At 60.5% G+C, this 18,945-nt stretch carries 19 protein-coding genes; 9 read left to right on the top strand and 10 right to left on the bottom strand.

What is annotated here, in order from left to right:
- Positions 1–29: 29 nt before the first annotated feature.
- Positions 30–914, bottom strand: a complete 885-nt coding sequence (locus AC3A6X_RS21235; RefSeq protein ID WP_487844048.1) for a GntR family transcriptional regulator — start codon at positions 912–914, stop codon at positions 30–32.
- Positions 915–1,040: 126 nt separating this feature from the next.
- On the opposite strand from AC3A6X_RS21235, the gene AC3A6X_RS21230 reads away from it, so the two are divergent.
- From AC3A6X_RS21230 to AC3A6X_RS21190, 9 genes are all read left to right on the top strand, one after another.
- A complete protein-coding gene (locus AC3A6X_RS21230) occupies positions 1,041–2,153 on the top strand; it encodes an alcohol dehydrogenase catalytic domain-containing protein (RefSeq protein ID WP_487844047.1) in 1,113 nt (370 codons plus the stop codon).
- A gap of 261 nt (positions 2,154–2,414) precedes the next feature.
- The gene (locus AC3A6X_RS21225; RefSeq protein WP_487844046.1) at positions 2,415–4,202 is read left to right on the top strand and encodes an acetolactate synthase catalytic subunit; all 1,788 of its coding nucleotides are present in this window, start codon (positions 2,415–2,417) and stop codon (positions 4,200–4,202) included.
- Entirely contained in the window at positions 4,199–4,960 is a 762-nt protein-coding gene (locus AC3A6X_RS21220) for an SDR family oxidoreductase (RefSeq protein WP_487844045.1), read from the top strand. Before AC3A6X_RS21225 ends, AC3A6X_RS21220 begins: the two co-directional genes overlap by 4 nt.
- A gap of 10 nt (positions 4,961–4,970) precedes the next feature.
- Positions 4,971–5,948, top strand: a complete 978-nt coding sequence (locus AC3A6X_RS21215; protein WP_487844091.1) for a VOC family protein — start codon at positions 4,971–4,973, stop codon at positions 5,946–5,948.
- Between the two features lie 38 nt (positions 5,949–5,986).
- Positions 5,987–6,838 carry a fumarylacetoacetate hydrolase family protein gene (locus AC3A6X_RS21210; protein WP_487844044.1) on the top strand — a complete coding sequence of 284 codons (852 nt, stop codon included), beginning with the start codon at positions 5,987–5,989 and terminating at the stop codon, positions 6,836–6,838.
- A gap of 65 nt (positions 6,839–6,903) precedes the next feature.
- A complete protein-coding gene (locus AC3A6X_RS21205) occupies positions 6,904–7,866 on the top strand; it encodes a Bug family tripartite tricarboxylate transporter substrate binding protein (RefSeq protein ID WP_487844043.1) in 963 nt (320 codons plus the stop codon).
- A gap of 48 nt (positions 7,867–7,914) precedes the next feature.
- Positions 7,915–10,926: a molybdopterin-dependent oxidoreductase gene (locus AC3A6X_RS21200; protein WP_487844042.1), complete on the top strand. Its 3,012-nt coding sequence runs from the start codon at positions 7,915–7,917 to the stop codon at positions 10,924–10,926.
- The gene (locus tag AC3A6X_RS21195) at positions 10,923–11,777 is read left to right on the top strand and encodes a 4Fe-4S dicluster domain-containing protein (protein WP_487844041.1); all 855 of its coding nucleotides are present in this window, start codon (positions 10,923–10,925) and stop codon (positions 11,775–11,777) included. The genes AC3A6X_RS21200 and AC3A6X_RS21195 overlap by 4 nt, the downstream gene beginning before the upstream one ends.
- Positions 11,774–12,385, top strand: coding sequence for a nitrate reductase associated protein (locus AC3A6X_RS21190; RefSeq protein ID WP_487844040.1), 612 nt, complete (start codon positions 11,774–11,776; stop codon positions 12,383–12,385). The genes AC3A6X_RS21195 and AC3A6X_RS21190 overlap by 4 nt, the downstream gene beginning before the upstream one ends.
- On the opposite strand, the gene AC3A6X_RS21185 is transcribed toward AC3A6X_RS21190, so the two are convergent.
- From AC3A6X_RS21185 to AC3A6X_RS21145, 9 genes are all read right to left on the bottom strand, one after another.
- Entirely contained in the window at positions 12,373–12,621 is a 249-nt protein-coding gene (locus AC3A6X_RS21185) for a hypothetical protein (RefSeq protein ID WP_487844039.1), read from the bottom strand. The two genes, AC3A6X_RS21190 and AC3A6X_RS21185, sit on opposite strands and share 13 nt — an antisense overlap.
- A 138-nt stretch (positions 12,622–12,759) precedes the next feature.
- A complete protein-coding gene (locus tag AC3A6X_RS21180; RefSeq protein WP_487844038.1) occupies positions 12,760–13,260 on the bottom strand; it encodes a c-type cytochrome in 501 nt (166 codons plus the stop codon).
- A gap of 143 nt (positions 13,261–13,403) precedes the next feature.
- Positions 13,404–15,620: a xanthine dehydrogenase family protein molybdopterin-binding subunit gene (locus tag AC3A6X_RS21175; RefSeq protein WP_487844037.1), complete on the bottom strand. Its 2,217-nt coding sequence runs from the start codon at positions 15,618–15,620 to the stop codon at positions 13,404–13,406.
- An 11-nt stretch (positions 15,621–15,631) separates the two neighbouring features.
- On the bottom strand, positions 15,632–16,090 hold the full coding sequence (locus AC3A6X_RS21170) for a (2Fe-2S)-binding protein (protein WP_487844036.1): 459 nt from the start codon (positions 16,088–16,090) through the stop codon (positions 15,632–15,634).
- A gap of 25 nt (positions 16,091–16,115) precedes the next feature.
- Positions 16,116–16,304, bottom strand: a complete 189-nt coding sequence (locus tag AC3A6X_RS21165; RefSeq protein ID WP_487844035.1) for a hypothetical protein — start codon at positions 16,302–16,304, stop codon at positions 16,116–16,118.
- A 163-nt stretch (positions 16,305–16,467) separates the two neighbouring features.
- A complete protein-coding gene (locus tag AC3A6X_RS21160; RefSeq protein ID WP_487844034.1) occupies positions 16,468–17,100 on the bottom strand; it encodes a cupin domain-containing protein in 633 nt (210 codons plus the stop codon).
- A gap of 216 nt (positions 17,101–17,316) precedes the next feature.
- Positions 17,317–17,505, bottom strand: a complete 189-nt coding sequence (locus AC3A6X_RS21155) for a hypothetical protein (protein WP_487844033.1) — start codon at positions 17,503–17,505, stop codon at positions 17,317–17,319.
- A 54-nt stretch (positions 17,506–17,559) separates the two neighbouring features.
- A complete protein-coding gene (locus AC3A6X_RS21150) occupies positions 17,560–17,736 on the bottom strand; it encodes a hypothetical protein (protein ID WP_487844032.1) in 177 nt (58 codons plus the stop codon).
- A gap of 180 nt (positions 17,737–17,916) precedes the next feature.
- Positions 17,917–18,915 (bottom strand): quinone oxidoreductase family protein, encoded by a 999-nt coding sequence (locus AC3A6X_RS21145; RefSeq protein ID WP_487844031.1) that lies wholly within the window; start codon positions 18,913–18,915, stop codon positions 17,917–17,919.
- Between the last annotated feature and the right edge of the window lie 30 nt (positions 18,916–18,945).

Here is an 18,945-nt window from a genome sequence, read left to right as displayed (position 1 = left end):
GCCTGCGGGGAACCGAGAGCTTCACCTTGTCAACCGTGGAGCGTGTCTATGAACGACATGACATGGGACTCAATAACACGCCTTGCTGTCGGACCATCCCGCCAAGTGAGCACCTCTGCGATTCGTCGATGTTCCTCAACGGCCTCCCAGAAACGCATGCCGAAGGGTCTTGTGCCTATGGCGGTCGCGATATAGAAGTCCGCTCGATCGCTCAGACTAGCCGTCAGGCCTGCGACCATGTCCGAGTGGGCAATCGAATGCAGGTGATGGTGGAAATCACGGTTGTGCAACCTGAAAGCGTGCGCGAGCGAATCGCTCGACTGGTCGGTGCTGAGATGCGCGGTGAACTCCCTTACCTTCAGCTGGAGCTCTTCCAACTCGGCGTCAGTGGCCCGCTCAGCGGCCAGTTCGGCGCATGTTCCTTCGATCGAGGCGAGCATGCGTAGAAAGTCGCCAATCTCGCGGCGATCTGGCTGAACCACGAGGCATCCAACCTGGGGCACTACGTCGACGAATCCCTCGACGGAAAGCCGGCGCATGGCATCCATGACCGGCTGACGGCTCGCGGCAATAGCGTCCATGACCGACTCCGGTGCGATCCGCTCGCCCGGCGAATACCGTCCTTCCAGCAAGCGCTCCTTCATGAACTCGTAGGCGGCGTCAGTGAGTCGCCCGCGTGTATTCACGTCGCGTGGCGACGAGGCAGGGTTCGCGGCGAGCGGAGCAGTGAACAGTTCCATGTTCGAAATAACAGTTGCCGAGTTCATAGATCGCGGAATGAGCAGCGCGCGCTGGACGAAGTATCGCTTCGCCGAGGCGCGGATGCCTGCTCCGATTCTTCTGACATTCTGCCATCTAACATTTAAGTCGACCATAGGGTCAGCGACAATGGCAGTCATTTTCAGGGTAAACACGCATTCCTACACCAAACGACGCTACATCTAATATGTTAGTCGCGAACGCAACTCGCGAATCTTGCGCAAGGGCCCGGTGCGATCCGACGGGATTTACTCGTAGCGCTCAACCCTCAAGGAGACAACATGACTCGGCAAATGCGCGCTGCGCGGCTTCATAAAGTCGGCGGACCCTTCCAAATCGACACGATCGACGTTCCCGAAGTGAGGCCAACCGATGTATTGGTCGAAGTGAAGGCGGCTGGAGTAGTGCCGAACCTTCGCAATGTCGTGACCCATTGGCCAGACTGGTTTCCGTTCCTGCCGCTTCCCAAACTACCCGCGATCTACGGACTTGATTCCGCAGGCGTGGTCTCCCAGGTCGGCAGCCAAGTTCGATCGGGGATCAGCGTTGGCGACCGGGTCTATGTGAACCCGGGTCTCTCATGCGGCACTTGCACCGCATGTCGCAGGGGCGACCAAATCCATTGCTCGGACTACACCTTCATGGGCTACTTCGGGTTTGGCCCGGGCGCCCAACATCTCTACGAAGACTATCCGTACGGCGGCTTTGGCCAGTACGTCTTGGCGCCAGTTGCCAATCTCGTGAAGCTTCCGGCCTCGGTCACGTTCGAGCAAGCGGCGAGGTTTGGATACCTTGGCACGGCTTACTCAGCACTCAGGAAGGCGCAATTTTCTCCAGGCCAGACTGTGCTGATCGACGGCGCCACAGGCACGCTTGGCCTGGGTGCCGTCATTCTTTCGCTTGCCATGGGCGCATCCAAGGTGTTCGCAACCGGCCGCAATACCACCCTCCTCGACAAACTGTGCAAACTTGATGCCAAGCGCATCGTCCCAATCGCGCTCGGCGGACGTCCCACCTCCGACAGTGTCATGGAAGCAACCTCGGGTTTTGGCGTCGACACGCTGATCGAAACACTCGGGCCTAACGCACCAGTGGAAACCGTAGTCGATTCATTCAACGCGCTAAAGCGCGGGGGCAAGGCAGTCAATGTAAGCGGTGTCGCGGACAAGATTCCCCTGGATCCGTTCCCCCTTATGTGCCTGCAGAAGTCGCTTATCGGCTCCAACTGGTTCACGCCCGCTGAGGGCGAGGACATGGCCGCGATGGCCCATGCCGGCACCTTAGACCTGGGCGTATTCGAGCATGAGGTGTTCAGACTCGACCAAGTCAATGAGGCGATCACCGCGGTCGAACAGCGTACTGGTGGCTTCACTAACGTCGTGATTGTTCACTGACGCCGAACACGCCTCAGAGCTTTTCGCCCGGGACTCTGGCGCCTCGGTCGGACGCGGCCGGCCGCAAGATGGACGGATTCGCCCATCTAACATTTCACTATCCAACCAAAACGCCAGCTCGTCCGAGCCCTCTCCAAGAATCTCCATTGGAGAATAGCCGCTATGTCGCATTCGGATAATCCACCTATCCCGCCTCAACTAACATTTTAGTAGACTGGGCTCGACTAGAAAACTTGTCGCTGCCCTATCGATTGCCTTTCCATGGAGACGACCAGCATGATCCGAGAGACACTGTCCCCCGCCGGCGCACAGCCCCCTGTCACACCAGACAAATCCACAGTTGCCCACGTGATGGCAGCAGCCCTGCGTCGACACGGCGTGACCGAAGTCTTCGGACAAAGCATTCCTGCCGCACTGTTTGTGGTCTCGCACCTCTACGGGATTCGTCAAATCGGCTACCGGACAGAAAACGCAGGCGGCGCAATGGCCGACGGATACGCCCGGGTCTCAGGAAAAGTCGGCGTTGTGGCAGCGCAGAACGGACCCGCAGCTACGTTGCTCGTGGCGCCCTTGTCTGAAGCGTTGAAGGCGTCCATCCCGCTGGTGGCGATCGTGCAAGACGTGCCGCGCAGCATGACGGATCGAAATGCATTTCAGGAACTTGATCACGTTAAGCTGTTCGATTCCTGTTCGAAGTGGGTGCGGCGCGTCGAAGACCCGTCGCGGATAGACGACTACGTCGACATGGCATTTACGGCTGCTTCGAGCGGACGGGCCGGCCCCGCCGTTCTGATCGTTCCGATGGACTTGTTCCGGGCTTCGGCACAGAGTTCGCCGACGCGACACAGTTCGTGCGGTGCGTTCCCCCTCGATAGGCCAGTACCCGCGCCCGAGTTCATCGAAGCCGCGGCCAAAGTTCTGGCCGAAGCGAAGCGTCCCCTCATCTTGGCGGGCGGCGGCGTACACCTGTCGCATGCCTCTGCGCAACTGGTGGCCTTCAGCGAAGCAACGGGTTTCCCCGTCGCAACAACAAACATGGGCAAGGGCGCCGTCGACGAGACTTCGCCGCTTTCAGCCGGAGTTTTCGGCAATTGCATGGGACCGGGCACTGTGTCTGGTCATCTTCGAGCGCTCGCAGCGGAAGCGGATGTCGTGCTTCTCATTGGAACTCGTACGAACCAGAATGGTACGGACACCTGGAAGTTGTTCCCATCCTCCGCGCGTATGGTCCACCTGGACATTGACGCGCAAGAGATCGGGCGAAACTACGACTCGGTACGCTTGGCGGGCGATGCTGCGGCCACGCTACCGCTCTTGGCGGCGGCCATGGCCCGCCTGGATCTTTCGGCCCATCACGCGCGTGCCGTGGAGCTTAAAACCCTGATTGAAAGAGCGCGCGAAAAGGCTACATCAGAGCGCAAGGCGATTTCGAAAGGTCGCGAAGGAGCCCTGCGTCCAGAGAGGCTGATGCTTGCCCTGGACGCGCTGCTTGAACCCGACGACATCGTCGTAGCTGATGCAAGCTACTCCACTAACTGGGTCAACACATTTCTCACATCGAGACGCGCAGGATCCCGTTTCATCACACCGCGAGGTCTCGCAGGCTTGGGTTGGGGTTTCCCGATGGCGCTCGGCGCGAAGGCCGCAAAGCCGAAGAGCCGCGTCTTTGTGCTTGAAGGGGACGGTGGATTCGGCCACTGCTGGTCAGAACTGGAAACCGCTCGACGGATGAACCTGCCGGTTGTCCTGATGGTGCTGAACAACGGCATCCTAGGCTACGAGTTGCACGCCGAGCACCTCCACTACGGCGTTCACTCCGACGCTTGCACTTTCGACCCCGTCGACCACGCCGCCGTCGCCCGTGCTTGCGGTTGCCACGCCGAATCTGTGCGTGTGGACGAAGAACTGAAGCCTGCGCTGCAGCGGGCGATTGCAAGCGGCACGATGGCGGTGATCGACGTCTCGATCGACGCCGATGCGTATCCGCCGATCTCCCTCTTCGAAGGCAAGGAACCTACCGGTCGCCAATTCCAAGGGGTGGGCCTGTGACCGAAAGGGCAAAAATCTGCTGGATCACCGGCGCCTCGAGCGGCATCGGAGCCACGGTCGCAAGACAGTTGGCGGCACAGGGTCATGCGGTCATTCTGTCGGCAAGAGGTTTGGAGGCTCTCGAGACGGTCGCCTCGGAGATTCGCTCCGCCGGTGGCCAGGCGGATGCCGTCCCCCTCGACGTCTGCGATGCTGACCAAGTGCAACAGGCAGTTCGTCTTATTCAGGAGCGGCACGGTCGGATCGACGTTCTGGTGGCCAACGCCGGACTCAATGTTGCAACCCGAGCATGGGGCAGCGTGACGGTCGAGGACTTCGACCGGTTGGTGCGAGTCAACCTCAACGGGGTCTACTACTGCATTGATGCGGTGATCCCCGGCATGCGTCAGAACGGCGGTGGGCTTGTCGTCAACATCGCTTCATGGGCTGGAAAATTCGCAAGTGCGAAACCCGGACCTGCATACACGGCGGCGAAGACCGCATTGGTCGCCTTGACGGCCAGTCTCAACATGTCGGAGTACGCAAACCAGATCAGGGCGTGCGCCATCTCTCCTGGAGAGGTGGCCACCCCTGCCATGGCAAGGCGCATCCCGCCAGTACCGGAGGCTACTTTGGAACGCATGCTTAAACCGGAAGACGTCGCCGCAGCGGTCTTGTTCGTCGTCAGCATGCCTGGGCGTGCCTGCGTCAACGAGATCGTTCTTTCTCCCACCTGGAATGCCGCGTTCGGAGCGCTGTCGCCAGCGCAGCCGACTTGAGTTGACCACCATGATCAAGGCTCTTGGATATGTTGGGATCAGGGCGCCCCATCCCAGCGATTGGGTGGACCTCGGCACAAGGCTGCTTGGACTTCAGGTTACAGACTGCGCTGACGACTACGCGACATTTCGAATGGACGAGCGCGTCCAGAGGCTGACCGTGGTCCCAGGCGAGCAAGGGGGCGTGGCCTTCCTTGGTTGGGAAGTTGCCGACTCCTCTGCCTTGGATCAACTCTGCCACGCGTTGGAGGCAAAAGGCATCGAGTGGAAGCGAGAGCCTTCCGAACTCGCCAGGCTGCGCGGTGTCACTGCCGTAATCAGCTTCAGCGATCCAGAAGGCAACCGACTGGAGGCCTACTGGGGTGCCCTGGATGCGGACACCCCGTTCTTGCCAGGACGGGCGATTTCCGGATTCGTAACCGGGGATCTTGGGCTGGGCCATATCGCACTGACAGTCGGAAACATCGAGCCCATGATCACGTTCTATCGCGATGTGCTCCAGTTTCGCCTCTCTGACTGGGTGGTAAATCCGTTTCCCGTTCACTTCTTCCACATCAACGCGAGGCACCACAGCTTTGCGCTTGTCGGGACCGGCGTGAACGGGGTGCACCACCTGATGCTCGAGACGTTCCAGCTTGATGATGTTGGCCAGGCCTATGACCGTGCACTGCTCGAACCCGGTCGTCTCTCCGTAACACTCGGTCGGCACTCGAACGACCTGATCACGTCTTTCTACGTGAACACGCCTTCGAACTTCCTCTTGGAGTACGGATGGGGAGGACTGAACCTGGAAGAGAGCACCTGGAAGACACGCGAACTGGTCGAAGGCCCCAGCATTTGGGGTCATGAGCGTTCATGGCTGCCCCCCGAGGGCCGCGAAGCGGCGCTGCGCATGAGGCTGAAGGCGGCAGACGACGGCGTTCGTTCACCTGTGCAAGTGTTGCCAGGCAATCACCGCTTGCCAAATCCGAAGGGGCAGGCGCGGTAGCGACCTTGCAACTCAATCATCACTACAAGGATTCGCCCATGAAAATCGCCAGCTACATACATGACGGCCAAGCGAGCTACGGCATCGTCGAAGGTCCGACTCTGAACGACATCGGGTTCGTGCTTCGCTCGTCCTACCCAGACCTTAAGTCGTTGCTCCGTGCAGGCGTAGACACGGCGCGAGCGGCCGCATCTGACGCCCCCCGTCTGGCGCTTGCCGACGTCAAACTTCTTCCGACGATCCCCAATCCCGACAAGATCTTTGGCGTTGGCTATAACTACCTGAGTCACATCGAAGAGACCGGGAAGCCGGTACCCGAGCATCCCTTCATCTTCGCCCGCTTTGCCGATTCTCAAGTCGGCTCTGGTCAAGCGATGGTCCGTCCGCGGGTCTCTGCAAAGTTCGACTACCAGGGCGCACTCGCTGTAGTCATCGGAGCGCCGGGAAGGCACATCAGACTGGAAGACGCCCTCGCCCACGTCGCAGGGTACGCCTGCTACAACGACGGCAGCGTGCGTGACTGGCAGAAGCACACGACGCAGTTCATTGCGGGAAAGAACTTTCCCTTGAGCGGCGGCTTTGGCCCCTGGCTCGTTACCAGCGACGAGTTGCCGGATCCGGCTTCCCTGGAGGTAGTGACGCGCCACAACGGCACCGAGGTCCAGCGCGAGAGCGTTTCGCACATGATCTTCAACGTCCCCGCTCTGATCGCCTATTGCTCGACCTTCACCAACCTGAACCCTGGAGACGTGATCATCACCGGCACGCCAGGCGGCGTCGGTGCACTTCACACGCCGCCGCTTTGGCTTCATGCAGGCGTTGAGGTCGAAGTCGAGATTTCGGGAATCGGAGTGCTGCGCAACCCCGTTGTCGATGAGGCGCTGTCCTAGAACCCCAATTCGGCTATTGCCGCTGCCTGGCCAAGGGCCACCTCGAGAAACTACAGGAGACAAGAATGAAGCGCAGAAATCTGTTTGTACTGGCTGCTGGCGCCCTTGCGGGCGGAACGGCATTTCCACAAGACACCTTCAAGACGGGTGTCATCACCATCTACGTGCCGTTCGCCCCCGGGGGACCGACGGACCTGATGGCCCGCGTCCTTGGCGAGGTCGTCACTGAGCGCAGCGGTCAGAGCGTCATCGTTGACAACAAGCCAGGCGCGGGCGGTCAACTGGCTGCATCAGCAACGAAGCAAGCGCGCGGCGACAGCATTAGCCTGTTGATCGGCGATTGGGCAGTACTGGGAAGCAACGCGGTCCTGTACAAAAAGCTCACCTACAACCCAATCGCCGACTTTCAGCCTGTCACCACCCTACTTTCGTTTCCCATGGTGCTCTACGTGAACGCCAACAACCCTGCAACTTCCTTGAAGGAACTCATCGCACAAAGCAAGGCCAAGGGCCTGACATACGCGTCGCAGGGTGCAGGAGCTGCAGGCCATCTACTCGGCGCCATGTTGAAGCGCCACTTTCAGGCAGACATGGAACACGTGCCGTACCGCGGATCCGGGCCAGCAATGCAGGACCTCTTATCGAATCAGGTTTCCATGCTATTCGACGGGCTTCCAGCAGGCATTCAGCACGTCAAGGACGGACGCCTTAAGGCGCTGGTCATCACATCTGACAACCGATCGGAACTCTTGCCGAACGTGCCAACAGTGAAGGAAGCTGGCGTACCAGATCTCGCGATGAACGTCTGGTTCGGAATCGTCGCGCGCAACGGCTTGCCCAAGGAGACTGTTCAACGGCTTAACAAGGACTTTGTTGACGCGCTCAGCTCCCCAAAAATCGTCAGCCGATTCAAAGGTCAGGGCTACGACATCGTCCCGATGAGCACGGATCAGTTTACCTCCTACATGAGGACCGAACTGGCGCGCTGGGGCGAAGTCGTCAAGGTCAACGAGATCTCTGTTGACTGAATCGGCCGCTTTGCCGAGCGAATCCCGTACCGAACCAGCCAACGCATCATGAAGTTCCAGGCCCTCCTCGTCGGTTTGACCGCCGCGATGCATCTCGCAAACCGCACGGACGCCAGCTTCCGAAAATGGGCGGGCGCCCGCTCCTACGTTGCCCAGATCCGGATCAAGGAAGGGGGGCAAGGGAGGGTCTTTCGCTTGGAGAAGGGAAGAATCATCACCTCTCGAAAGCTGGTTTCTGCTCCGCTGGTTCAGATCGAGTTCGAGACCGCTGAGCTCGCTTCACGACTTCTGATGCCACCGACTGATTGGCTGGCGTTCATCAATGCCGGCAAGAACTTTCAGGTCGTGGTCACCGGGCCCGATGAAGACACCTTCCACTTCATGCAGCTGCTCAACTCCATCCAGCGACTTGGTTGGAAGGCCGGCACGCCCGCAGCGGACGGAAGCATCCGATACACGACTCAGACCAACGGGGGTCCTTGCTTCGTCTATGTGAAGGACGGTCGAATCCTGCGGGTCACGCCCATCGACCTCACGCCTGAGGACGGATCGTCATGGACCATTCGCGCGCATGGCCGCGACTTCACGCCGCCTCGTAAAGCTACAGTGTCGCCCCATGCGCTGAACTGGAAGTCGATGGTGTACTCATCCGAGCGCATCCTCTATCCGCTGAAACGTGTGGACTTCGATCCCCAGGGCGAACGCAACCCTGGCAACCGTGGTACCTCTGGATATGTCCGCATCTCCTGGGACGAGGCACTAGATATCGTGTCGGGAGAAATTCGAAGAGTAAAGAAGGACTACGGCGCCAGCGCGATCACGTTCAACCATCCATCGCACCACACTTGGGGGAACATCGGCTATTGGATCAGCGCGATGAACCGATTCGCGAATGCCATCGGTCATACGAAGATTCACCACAACCCCGACAGCTGGGAAGGCTGGTACTGGGGCGCAATGCACCACTGGGGAAATTCCCTTCGACTCGGGGTTGGAGAGCCGTATGGGACGGTCGAGGACCTCATGCAGGAAGCCGAGATGGTGGTCTTCTGGTCCAGCGATCCGGAGGCGACCAACGGACTGTACGGCGGGCAAGAGGGCACGATCCGACGCTCGTGGCTGAAAGAGCTTGGAATTCCGGTCGTTCACATCGATCCCTTCTTCAATCACACTGCCGCCTTCGTCGGCGGCAAGTGGATCGCCCCGCGCCCTGGCACCGATGCGGCAATGGCTCTCTCGATCGCCTACGTCTGGATCACCGAAGGCCTCTACGACAAGGACTTTGTCGAGAAACGCACATTCGGCTTCGACGTCTGGCGCGACTACATCCTGGGCAAGGACGATGCGACGCCTAAGACGCCGGAGTGGCAGACCAATGAGACCGGCGTGCCCGCGCATACGGTGCGGGCCTTGGCGCGCGAATGGGGCAGCAAGAAGACTTACCTAGGCGCCGGAGGTATGGGGAATGCCTTCGGAGGCGCCGGGCGCAGCCCCACCGGACAGCAATGGGCTCGGGCTATGGTCTGCCTGATCGCCATGCAGGGCCTCGGCAGACCTGGCGTCAACCTGGGCAACATGCAGTGGAGCACCCCTGTTGACCACACCTTCTGGTTCCCCGGCTATGGCGAGGGCGGCATGTCGGGTGACCTGAACTTCACGGCGGCATCTCTCGCGGTATACCAGCGCATGCCAAATCTGGTGTCCATGAACTCCGTGACCGGGCCGCCGATCCCACGTTTGCGTCTTCCTGAAGCGATCCAGGGCGAGGCAGTTTCGGGACAGTTGCGCGATGGGCGCTCGATCGAGGGACAGTTCAACAGTCCTCGCTACCCAGCCCCGGGGCACTCGCCAGTCAAGCTGTTCTACAAGTATGGCGGTAGCAACTTCAGCACGATGCCTAACAGCAACCGCTACGCCGACATGTACCGATCCGAGAACCTCGAGTTCGTCGTCAACCAGTCCGTCTGGATGGAAGGGGATGCCAAGTTCGCCGACGTCATCCTCCCAGCGTGCACTAGCATGGAGCGATGGGACATCAGTGAGTGGGCGAACGCTGGAGGCTTCATGCCCCACCTTCAGACGCAGGTCAATCACCGCGTCGTGACGCTCCAGCACAAGTGTATCGAGCCGCTTGGTGAATCGAAATCCGACTATGACATCTTCCTGGCGCTCGCCCAGCGTTTAGGCCTCGGGCTGTACTTTTCCGAGGGGAACAGCGAACTCGATTGGGTCAAGCGCGTTTTCGATTCTTCCGACCTGGTGAACGTCACGACATGGCGCAAGTTTCTGAAGAAAGGGTATCACGTCATCAATGCACCCAAGAAGGAGCTTCGAACCACTGTGGCCTATCGATGGTTCTACGATGGCCGTGCCAAGGACGTTCCTGAGCCGCACCCCCTTCCGTCCGAATACCGTGAGAAGTGGCAAGAAGGTTTGCAGACGCCTAGCGGAAAATTCGAGTTCGAATGCCAGACCTTGAAACGCTTTGCGCCAGACGATGAGGAACGACCACCAATTCTTAAGTATGTGCCCTCCTGGGAAGGCCATCGCAGCGCGGGAATGGAGCAGCATCCCCTTCAAATGATCACGCCACATCCGCGCTACAGCTTCCATACTCAGGGGGACGGAAAAGACAGCTTCATCAACGATCTGCAGGAGCACCGGGTCGAGGTCAAAGGCTTCTTCTACCTCATTCTGCGGATGAACACCGCCGACGCCGCTGCGCGCGGTATCAAGCGGGACATGCTCGTACGTGTGTTCAATGACCGGGGGGCGGTGATTTGCGCAGCGAGACCCACCGCGCGCTTGCGGCCGGGGATCGTCCACGGATATGAGTCTTCAGCGCGCTATGACCCTATTGGAAAACCCGGCGAAAGCCCGGATCGAGGAGGATCCCTGAACCAACTCACGCCGTCTCGAACCCAGATTGCACGGGCACACTCGATGGCAACAAGCGCGTGCCTGGTGCAGGTTGAGCCGTGGGATGAGTTTAACCCAGACAAGCAGATGACTAAGGCGAACGTCGCCAAGGCCGTAGAAGAGGAGGAGGCAAACATATGAGCGCAATGACGGACAAGTGGGTCTTGATCTTCGACACCGCAAAATGCAATGGATGCTGCAACTGCGTGCTCGCGACGATGGACGAGCACGTCGACAATGCCTTCCCAGGCTACGCGGAGTCGATGCCTAGACACGGCCATAAATGGCTCGACATCGAATGCCACGAGCGAGGAGCATTCCCAGTGGTCGACGTCGCCTATCTTGCAAAGATGTGCCAGCACTGTGAGGACCCTCCCTGTGCGAAACCTGTTCCTGGCGCAGTTCGAAAGAGGCCTGACGGCATCGTCGTCATTGACCCTGAGCTTGCTCGAGGTGCTCGCGCCATCGTGGATGCTTGTCCGTATGGCGCGGTGCACTGGAATGATGAGAAGCAAATCCCTCAGCACTGGAACTTCGATGCTCATCTGATCGACCAAGGTTGGACCGACACCAGGGCGAGCCAAGCCTGCCCAACCGGGGCAATCGAAGTGAAGAAGTGGAGCGATGCACACCTCAACGCAGCGAAGCGCATCGACGGCCTGGTCGAGCTAAGGCCTGAGCTCGCCTCGAACCCGCGAGTGCTGTATCGCAATCTACATCGAGTCCAAAGCGTATTCCTTGCGGGCACCGTCGTAGAGGATAGCCACGGCGCCATAGATGCATCGCCCCACGCGACAGTTCATTTGATTGCAACAGACGGACGTGTCGTGAACAAGACCCAAACCGATACCTTCGGTGACTTTCGGTTCGACGGACTTTCTCGATCCACCCTCCCCTGGTCGATTGAAGTTCGGACCCCAGACGGTAGGCACAAGGCAGTTGCAGCGACGTTAAAGTCAAGCAACCACGTCGGCGAGATTCTCCTTTCGTGAATCGCAACTCTGTCCCTCGCAGCCGGACAGTCAGCGGCCAAAGCGACGGAAGGCCCGTTCAAATCCTGTTCTTCGAACCGGTCGAGGTACAAAGACTTCAATGGATTCCCTTGGCCGTTCGCTTCAAACTAGACATCTGCAATTTGAAGTTGAGGCTGGAGCAATGGAGCGCATTGACCCGCCGGGAAAAGCTCAAGATCGTCCGGCTGCCCGCATGCTCGCCAGCCGACCTTCGCGCTCTTTGCGCCGTGCTCGAAAGGCGGTGCAACCCGCATTGTCGCGAATGCGGATCTCGAGCTGAGCGATCCGGTGCGTCTGATGCACCAAATGCGGACGGCGATCAATTGGAGCGACGCACAGTCCCGCGCGCGCTTACCTTGCACGAACCCCTTTCAACAGTATGTCTGCGGAAACTTCTCCGGAACAAGTCGATGGACGAATTAGATTGCGAGGCCACCATTCTCCGATACCTAGGCGAGCCCGAACGGTCAGCCCGCGTCCTTCCTAGCAATGCGGTGCAATCCGGATTCCATGCCTATTATCCGAGCCGGCGCGCAGCCTCGCGCGCGATGACGGTGGTGGTCGATGCCATTTGCTATCGCGCGTGAATCCGCATGCGCATGAACCAACCTGTCAGCAGCGTGGACATCACCCACATTCGAAACGCATAGCGACATTCCACCTGACCGCATGCAGGATGCCAGCTACTCTGAGCAATGCCGGATGACATCCTTGCCGAATCGCCATCGGACAGCCGCACAGCCGTCATGGCGGACCACGGCAACGCGGAAAACAGCGCCTCGCTCTTTTTCGGGATGACCCCGAACAGCTCGAGCGTTTGCATGGAGCGGTTGGCGCCAGCTTGGGAGAACGCCTACCGAGATCGCTGCCTCCATTGCATCCGATCTGGTCTGCGCTGTACGCGGTCTTCAAGGACGCAGAGTGCCCCTCGCTCGGGCTGGAGGCAGCGCCGCTTCTGGCCTTATTTCTTCTGCGAAAGCACCCAGTGCGCGAGGCTCTGCGCCTCCGCGTCGCTCAGTGCTGTTTGGGCTGGCATCGGGACTGGTCCCCATTTGCCACTTCCGCCCTTCTTGATGGACTCTGCGAGCTGGATGGCTGTCTTGCTGCGGTCTGCGTACTTCGTGGCGATGTCCAGCCACGCCGGGCCAACGGTCTTTTGAGTCGCTTGATGGCAGGCCACGCAGGCGTACTTGGCCGCAAGGGATTCGCTGGCATGCACCTGGTTGCAGGAGGCCGTGGCAACGCAGAAGATTGCAAGCGCGTGGGGAAGCTTCATGGAAAGGGGACCTTTGATCAACGAGATTGCAGGGCTGGCGCTTGCCACGATCAGAGAAGCGCCGGCATCAGGATCGAACCGGCAGTGAAAGTCGGTACGAAGGAGATGGTTGTCGAACGGCAATGCTAGAGATCGCAGCCGTGCGTGGAGAAGGCGGACCTGCACGGCCTTATGAACCCGGTTCATGAGTTCTTCTTCGAGCGACCAGCCACGAAGACCACAGCAGCCTCATCGCGCGCGTCAAGTTCGCGTAATCGGCAATTGCGCCCGCGCGTCTACAGAAGTTTCTCCAGCACATGGTGTTGCGTGCCTCAGCGGCCGCGCGAGCACTACGCCGCGAGCACCCGTTCGGGGGTGAATGGCATGTGCCGCAACCGGCGCCCTGTAAGCTTGTGAAAGGCGGATGCGATGGCCGGCGCCACGAGCGGGGTCGTCATCTGACCGGCGCCGGTCGGCGCGTTGTCCGTCTCGATTACCTTGCAATGAATGGGGGGTACGTCGCGCATGCGCGGGACAAGATAGTCGTAGAAGTTGGACTGTTGAACGACGCCGTCCTGCAGCGTGATGCGCTCGGACAGTGCCAGGCCCAATCCATAGACGATCGAGCCGGTGCTTTGCGCGACGACATTGCCAGGCTGCACGGGAATGCCGCAATCCAGCGTTACCCAGATGTTCTTCACGACAATCCGGTTGCCGGCATCGACGGCCACCTCGGCCACCAGGGCAATCTCCGTTCCGGCATAGTTGAGGTAGGCAAGCCCCAAGCCCGACGGTGCGCCGGCGGTGCCGTATTTCGAGCGTGCCACCACATCCTCGATGACCGCCCGGGCGCGGGGCGCCTTGGCAAGCAGTTGAAGGCGCAGGGCCACCGGATCCATCTTCAGGTGCTCGGCCACCTCGTCCAGCAACCCCTCGTTGGCGAACGTGGTGGGGCCGAAGCCGACGCCGCGCAAGGGCGAGGTGCGTACGCCTGTCTTCTGCGCCAGGTGTTCCGCGCCCCGGTTCGGGATCTCGTAGGTCTTCAGTTCGGAGCCCAGGATGGCGATGGCGTCGTTGCCGCCGTTCAGCTTGTAGCGGACAGGGTCCATGAAGGGCATGACCTCGTCGCACGCCATGCGGTGGTGCCAGGCGGTCAGGCGTCGTGAGTCATCCAAGCCCGCTCGCAGTACGTGCACCGACATCGGCCGGAAGCGGCCGTTCTTCACATCGTCTTCGCGGGTCCAGATGCACTTGACGGGCCGGCTCACGGCCTTGGACAGGAGCACGCCGTCGACCACGAATTCCATGTCGCGATTGCCGCGTCGGCCGAACGCCCCGCCCATGAGCATCGAGTGCAGGGTTACGGCTTCCGGCGCAATGCCCAGGGCCTCGGCGACTGCCGTTACCGCCATCGTCTGTGACTGCGTCCCCGCCCAGACTTCGCATTTCGATCCGTTGGCGGACACCGAAGCCACCACGTTCAACGGTTCCATCTGCCCGTGGTAGGCGTAGTCGCAGCGGTACTCCCGTTGAAGGACCGTGGCCGCACTGGCCAAGGCGGCAATGGCGTTGCCCGCCTGATCTTTGGTCCAGGGCTTTCCTGCGGTCGCCAGGTCTGCCGCCTGCTTCGCGTACGCGTCCATCTGGGTGCCGCTGTCGATCCCCCAGGCCCGACCCTCGCGCCGCCACTTGATCTTCAGTGAATCGCGAGCCTTGGTGGCCGTCCAGGGCTTGTCCGCGATCACCCCGACGCCGAACGGCAGGCGCACGACATCAACCACGCCTTTCATCTTGCGGGCGGCCCTGTCGTCCACCTCGAGTGGGCCGGATCCCTCGACCGGGGATCGCGTCACGGCAGCGTATAGCATGCCTGGCAGCTGGACGTCGATGCTGTACTGTGCGGTTCCGTTGACCTTGGACGGTACGTCCACCCGCCCGACGTCCTTGCGCCCGATCAGCCTGAAGGCGGAAGGCGACTTCAGTTGTTCGGGTTTGATCTGGGGCGCTGTCGTGGGCAGCTCGAGGAACTCCACGATATCGCCATAGCCGATGCGGCGGCTGCCGTCGCGCAGCAGCACGAAACCTGGCTCCGTTCTGAGTTCGGACAGCGGCACGCCCCAGCGGCGGGCCACGTTGTCGAGGAGGACGTGTCGGACCTGTGCCCCGAATTTCCTCAGATGCAAGAAATAGCCCCAAACGGCCGCCGAGCCCGCGGTGTATTGCAGCTGCAATCGCAGGGGGTTGCCGTAGATCGCGTCGCTCGCCGGCGCTGGCACGATGACCACTCGCTCCCAGTCGGCGTCCATCTCCTCGGCGACCATCACCGGTAGCGACGTCAAGCTTCCCTGTCCCATTTCCGCGGCCGGCGACTGGATGAAGACGCGCCCATCGCGAGCGAGGCTGACGTAGGCATTCATGGTCTTGGCCGGTACGCCGGTTTTGCTCAATGCATCCTGCTCGAGGCTTGCCGCCAACGCCGCCGGAATGTCGGCAATGGACGCAAAGGTCAAACCCGCGGCGCCTTGCATGAACTGACGGCGACGGAGGCCGCAATGGGCTAAAGGCATTTGGGCACTCATCACGCACCTCTCTCGATCACTCGCTCGATGGCCCGGACGACCTGGGGATAGGTCCCACAACGACAAATATGGGCGCTCATGTGGTCAACGATCTCGCTCCGGGACGGCTTGGGCGTCTTCGCGAGCAGGGCCGCGGCGCTCATGATCTGCCCTGACTGGCAGTAGCCGCACTGCGGAACCTGCTCCTCGATCCAGGCCGCCTGCAGCGGGTGGGGCTTGCCTGCGGACAGGCCTTCGATCGTCGTGATCACCCGGCCCTTGACCTCCGAAATCGGCACTTGACACGAGAACATCCGCTCTCCGTCGAGATGCACCGTGCATGCGCCGCACATGCCCGCGCCGCAGCCGAACTTGGTTCCAGTGAGCTTCAACTCCTCGCGAAGCACCCAGAGCAGGCGCACGTCCGACGGCACGTCGACGCGTACCGTGCGGCCATTGATCTTAAGATTGATCGCCATCTGATTTTCCTTCGTGATTAGGGGTCTAGAAGCTGTGAGTGATGCCCATTTGCAGGCCGCTGGAGGACCACCCGGCAACCCCGCCTGGCGAGCCAGTGGTCGCGTAGCTGGCAGCCCCTTCGTTCTTGATGGTCGAGTAGGTGGTGATGGATGATTGAGAAAATGCAGGCAGGCAAGCCATCCGCATGGACAGTGAAAATGCGATTCGTTTCAATGTGGTCTCCAGTAGTTCTTCGTAGTGATCGTCGTCGTTTCGGACTACAGGGCTCGGGGGCCGAGTACCGTGCTGTCGTCGGCTACGAGTCTGTCGGAGACAAGAGCGCTACACCAGATAGCAGTGTCGTCCTTGCGATTCCTGTTGGTGATCACCGCTTCGATCACGGTTCCACGGAATCCATCAGCACAAATGCAATTCGGCACGGTACCGTGCCACGGTTGATCCAGGCGTGATTGGTCGCCTGTTGGACGACGAAGTCGCCGGCCTTCAGATGAACCTCTGTTTCGTCGAGCATCATGGAAATCTCACCCGACAGAATGATGGCGTAGTCGACCGTGCGGGTGCGGTGCATGAACGGATGCTTGGGTGGACGGCCTTTGGCCGGCGCGTCCGCGCCGACCATGTTCATGATCATATTGACATCGAGCTTGTCGACCCCAGGCGCTACCGGTGGGAATTCGACAACGCGCAGCGAAGTGCCTCCCTTGGGCGGGCTGAATCCCTTGATCAGTTTCGCCCTATCGTCCGTCCACGAAAAATCTGCCGGACCTGTCTGCGTCGCCCAGAGATCAAGGTTGGAATTCGGGGGGCGCGGTCTTGACAGCTTGAGCTGGTCGTCGAACATCACCACGGCTTTTCCGCTTTCGTCGAGTTTGGTGACGACACGGCGTATCGCATTTGATTCCTGCGACTGTGCGGACGGCGGTGCCTGCGCAAATGCGATTGCCTGTGCCAAACCAATGGCGGTCAACAGGACTGCTTTTCCAAATTGAACTTTAAGAACCCGACGCATATTTGTCTCGTCCGTGAATTTTGGAACAGATGCGGATTGCAGGACCAAAGTCTGTTGGAGAGCTGAGCGTTACACCAGATTGCAGTGTCGTCCTTGCGATTCCTGCTGGTGATCACCATCCATGGCACTTGGCCAACCAGTCGGGACCGGCAACGTCAAGCGCGTGGGCAGTACTCGTGGCCTGGAGCGTGAGCCTTTTCCGCCCAAGCCTGCGCTTTACGACGTAATCCTCAACAGCTTCATCAAGTTGCCGCTCAGGATCTGTCCCTTTTCGGCGTTGTTGAGGACCGGCGCGTTCAGCACCAAGTCCACCTTGACAGGCCGGTTGAACGGGTTGTCCGTGCCGTAGATGATCTGGCTGGCGTGCGTGCCGCTGCAGTTCCCGGACTTGCGGCGGATCGCCACGAACCGGTTCGGGTGCCTATTGACCCAGGCGGCGAGCCCTTCGTTTTGCGCGGTTCACACCGCGCGGGCAAGGCTGCGATCCTTGATCTCGTACCACCGGAGCCGTTGCTGCTGAGCGCCTGGGTATCGAGGTCCTGGCTTGTCCATCGCGGCGAGCCGGTCGTCGAGCTTCGGGTCGAGGTTCACCGGATCCTCGTACGGGGTTCCCATGACGACCGCGCCGAGCGGCATTTCACAGTGCGCGTGGACGTCGATGATCCGGATGCGTTTGCCGCCGATGGAGAGTTCGCGACGGCCCTACGCATGCAGCGGAAGCCCCGAAAGCCCCAGCCCTGGGACGTGGGCACCGCCCGCAGTCCTGGCGACTTTCTTGAAGAAATCTCTCCGCTCGGAGTTGAAAGGTGCCGCGGATCATTCCGGCTTCAACAGGATTTTTCCAGAAGCCATCCCACTTTCGAACAGCACATGCGCGCGCCGCACTTCGCTGAGCGGTATGCGCTCGAAGATCGGCGGGCTGATCTTTCTCGCTTCGAGCAGTGGAATCAGTTCGTCCATCGCCGCGCGCCGCAATGCGGGCGCCTTGTCCAGACTATGCATCGAGAAGAAGCGTAATCCGATGGATGCGCCGCTGCGTTTACGCATTGTCTGAACACTCAGGTCACCAACGGGCCCGGCCAGGGTTCCGTAGCTCACCACCGTGCCGAAGTTCGCCAGCAGGTCGAAGTTGAGGTGAAAGTCGTTTCCGCCCACCGGATCGAGGATGAGGTCGACGCCTTTGCCGCCGGTCAGGTCGGACACGGCCTGGTTGAGATCACGATGCTGGCCCCGATCGATGCAGTGGTCGGCGCCTTGCTGCAGCACGAAATCCGCGCGCGCCTTGCCGTTGGCTATGCCAATGACGGTGCGGCCTGCACGCTTGGCGAGTTGCGTGATTGCGGTGCCAACGCCACCGGCGGCAGCCCACACCAGAACCGTGTCGTAAACCGCGCCGGACACGGCGCTGCGCAGCAGGTGCCAGGCCACCTGGTAGTTGCACAAGCACGCCGCGGCGTCCAGGTCCACGCCCTCGGGCAGTTTGTAGACCGCATCGGCCGAGGCCTTGACGAACTCCGCATAACAGCCGCCGCGCACCGGCAATTCGCGCGCGGTGACGAAGACCTTGTCGCCGATGGCCCACTTGGACACGCCCTCACCGATGGCCGCGATGCGACCAGCCATTTCGATGCCCGGCACCGCCGGCAAGGGCGGCATCCACGGATACGTGCCTTTGCGAACGGATATCTCGGGGTTGCCTACGCCGATGGATTCCGACTTGACCACCACTTCGCCAGGGCCGGCGGTGGGGGTCGGAATGTCAACGTAGTTCAGAACTTCAGGACCACCGGTTTCAAACAGTTGGACAGCTTTCAATTACGACTCCTTTTTTTTGGCGTTGGCGGG

The sequence above is a fragment of the Variovorax sp. Soil_C_12 genome (assembly GCF_057657375.1).
The sequence above is the reverse complement of the archived record's forward strand: the minus strand, read 5'-3'. Positions and strand labels throughout refer to the sequence as shown.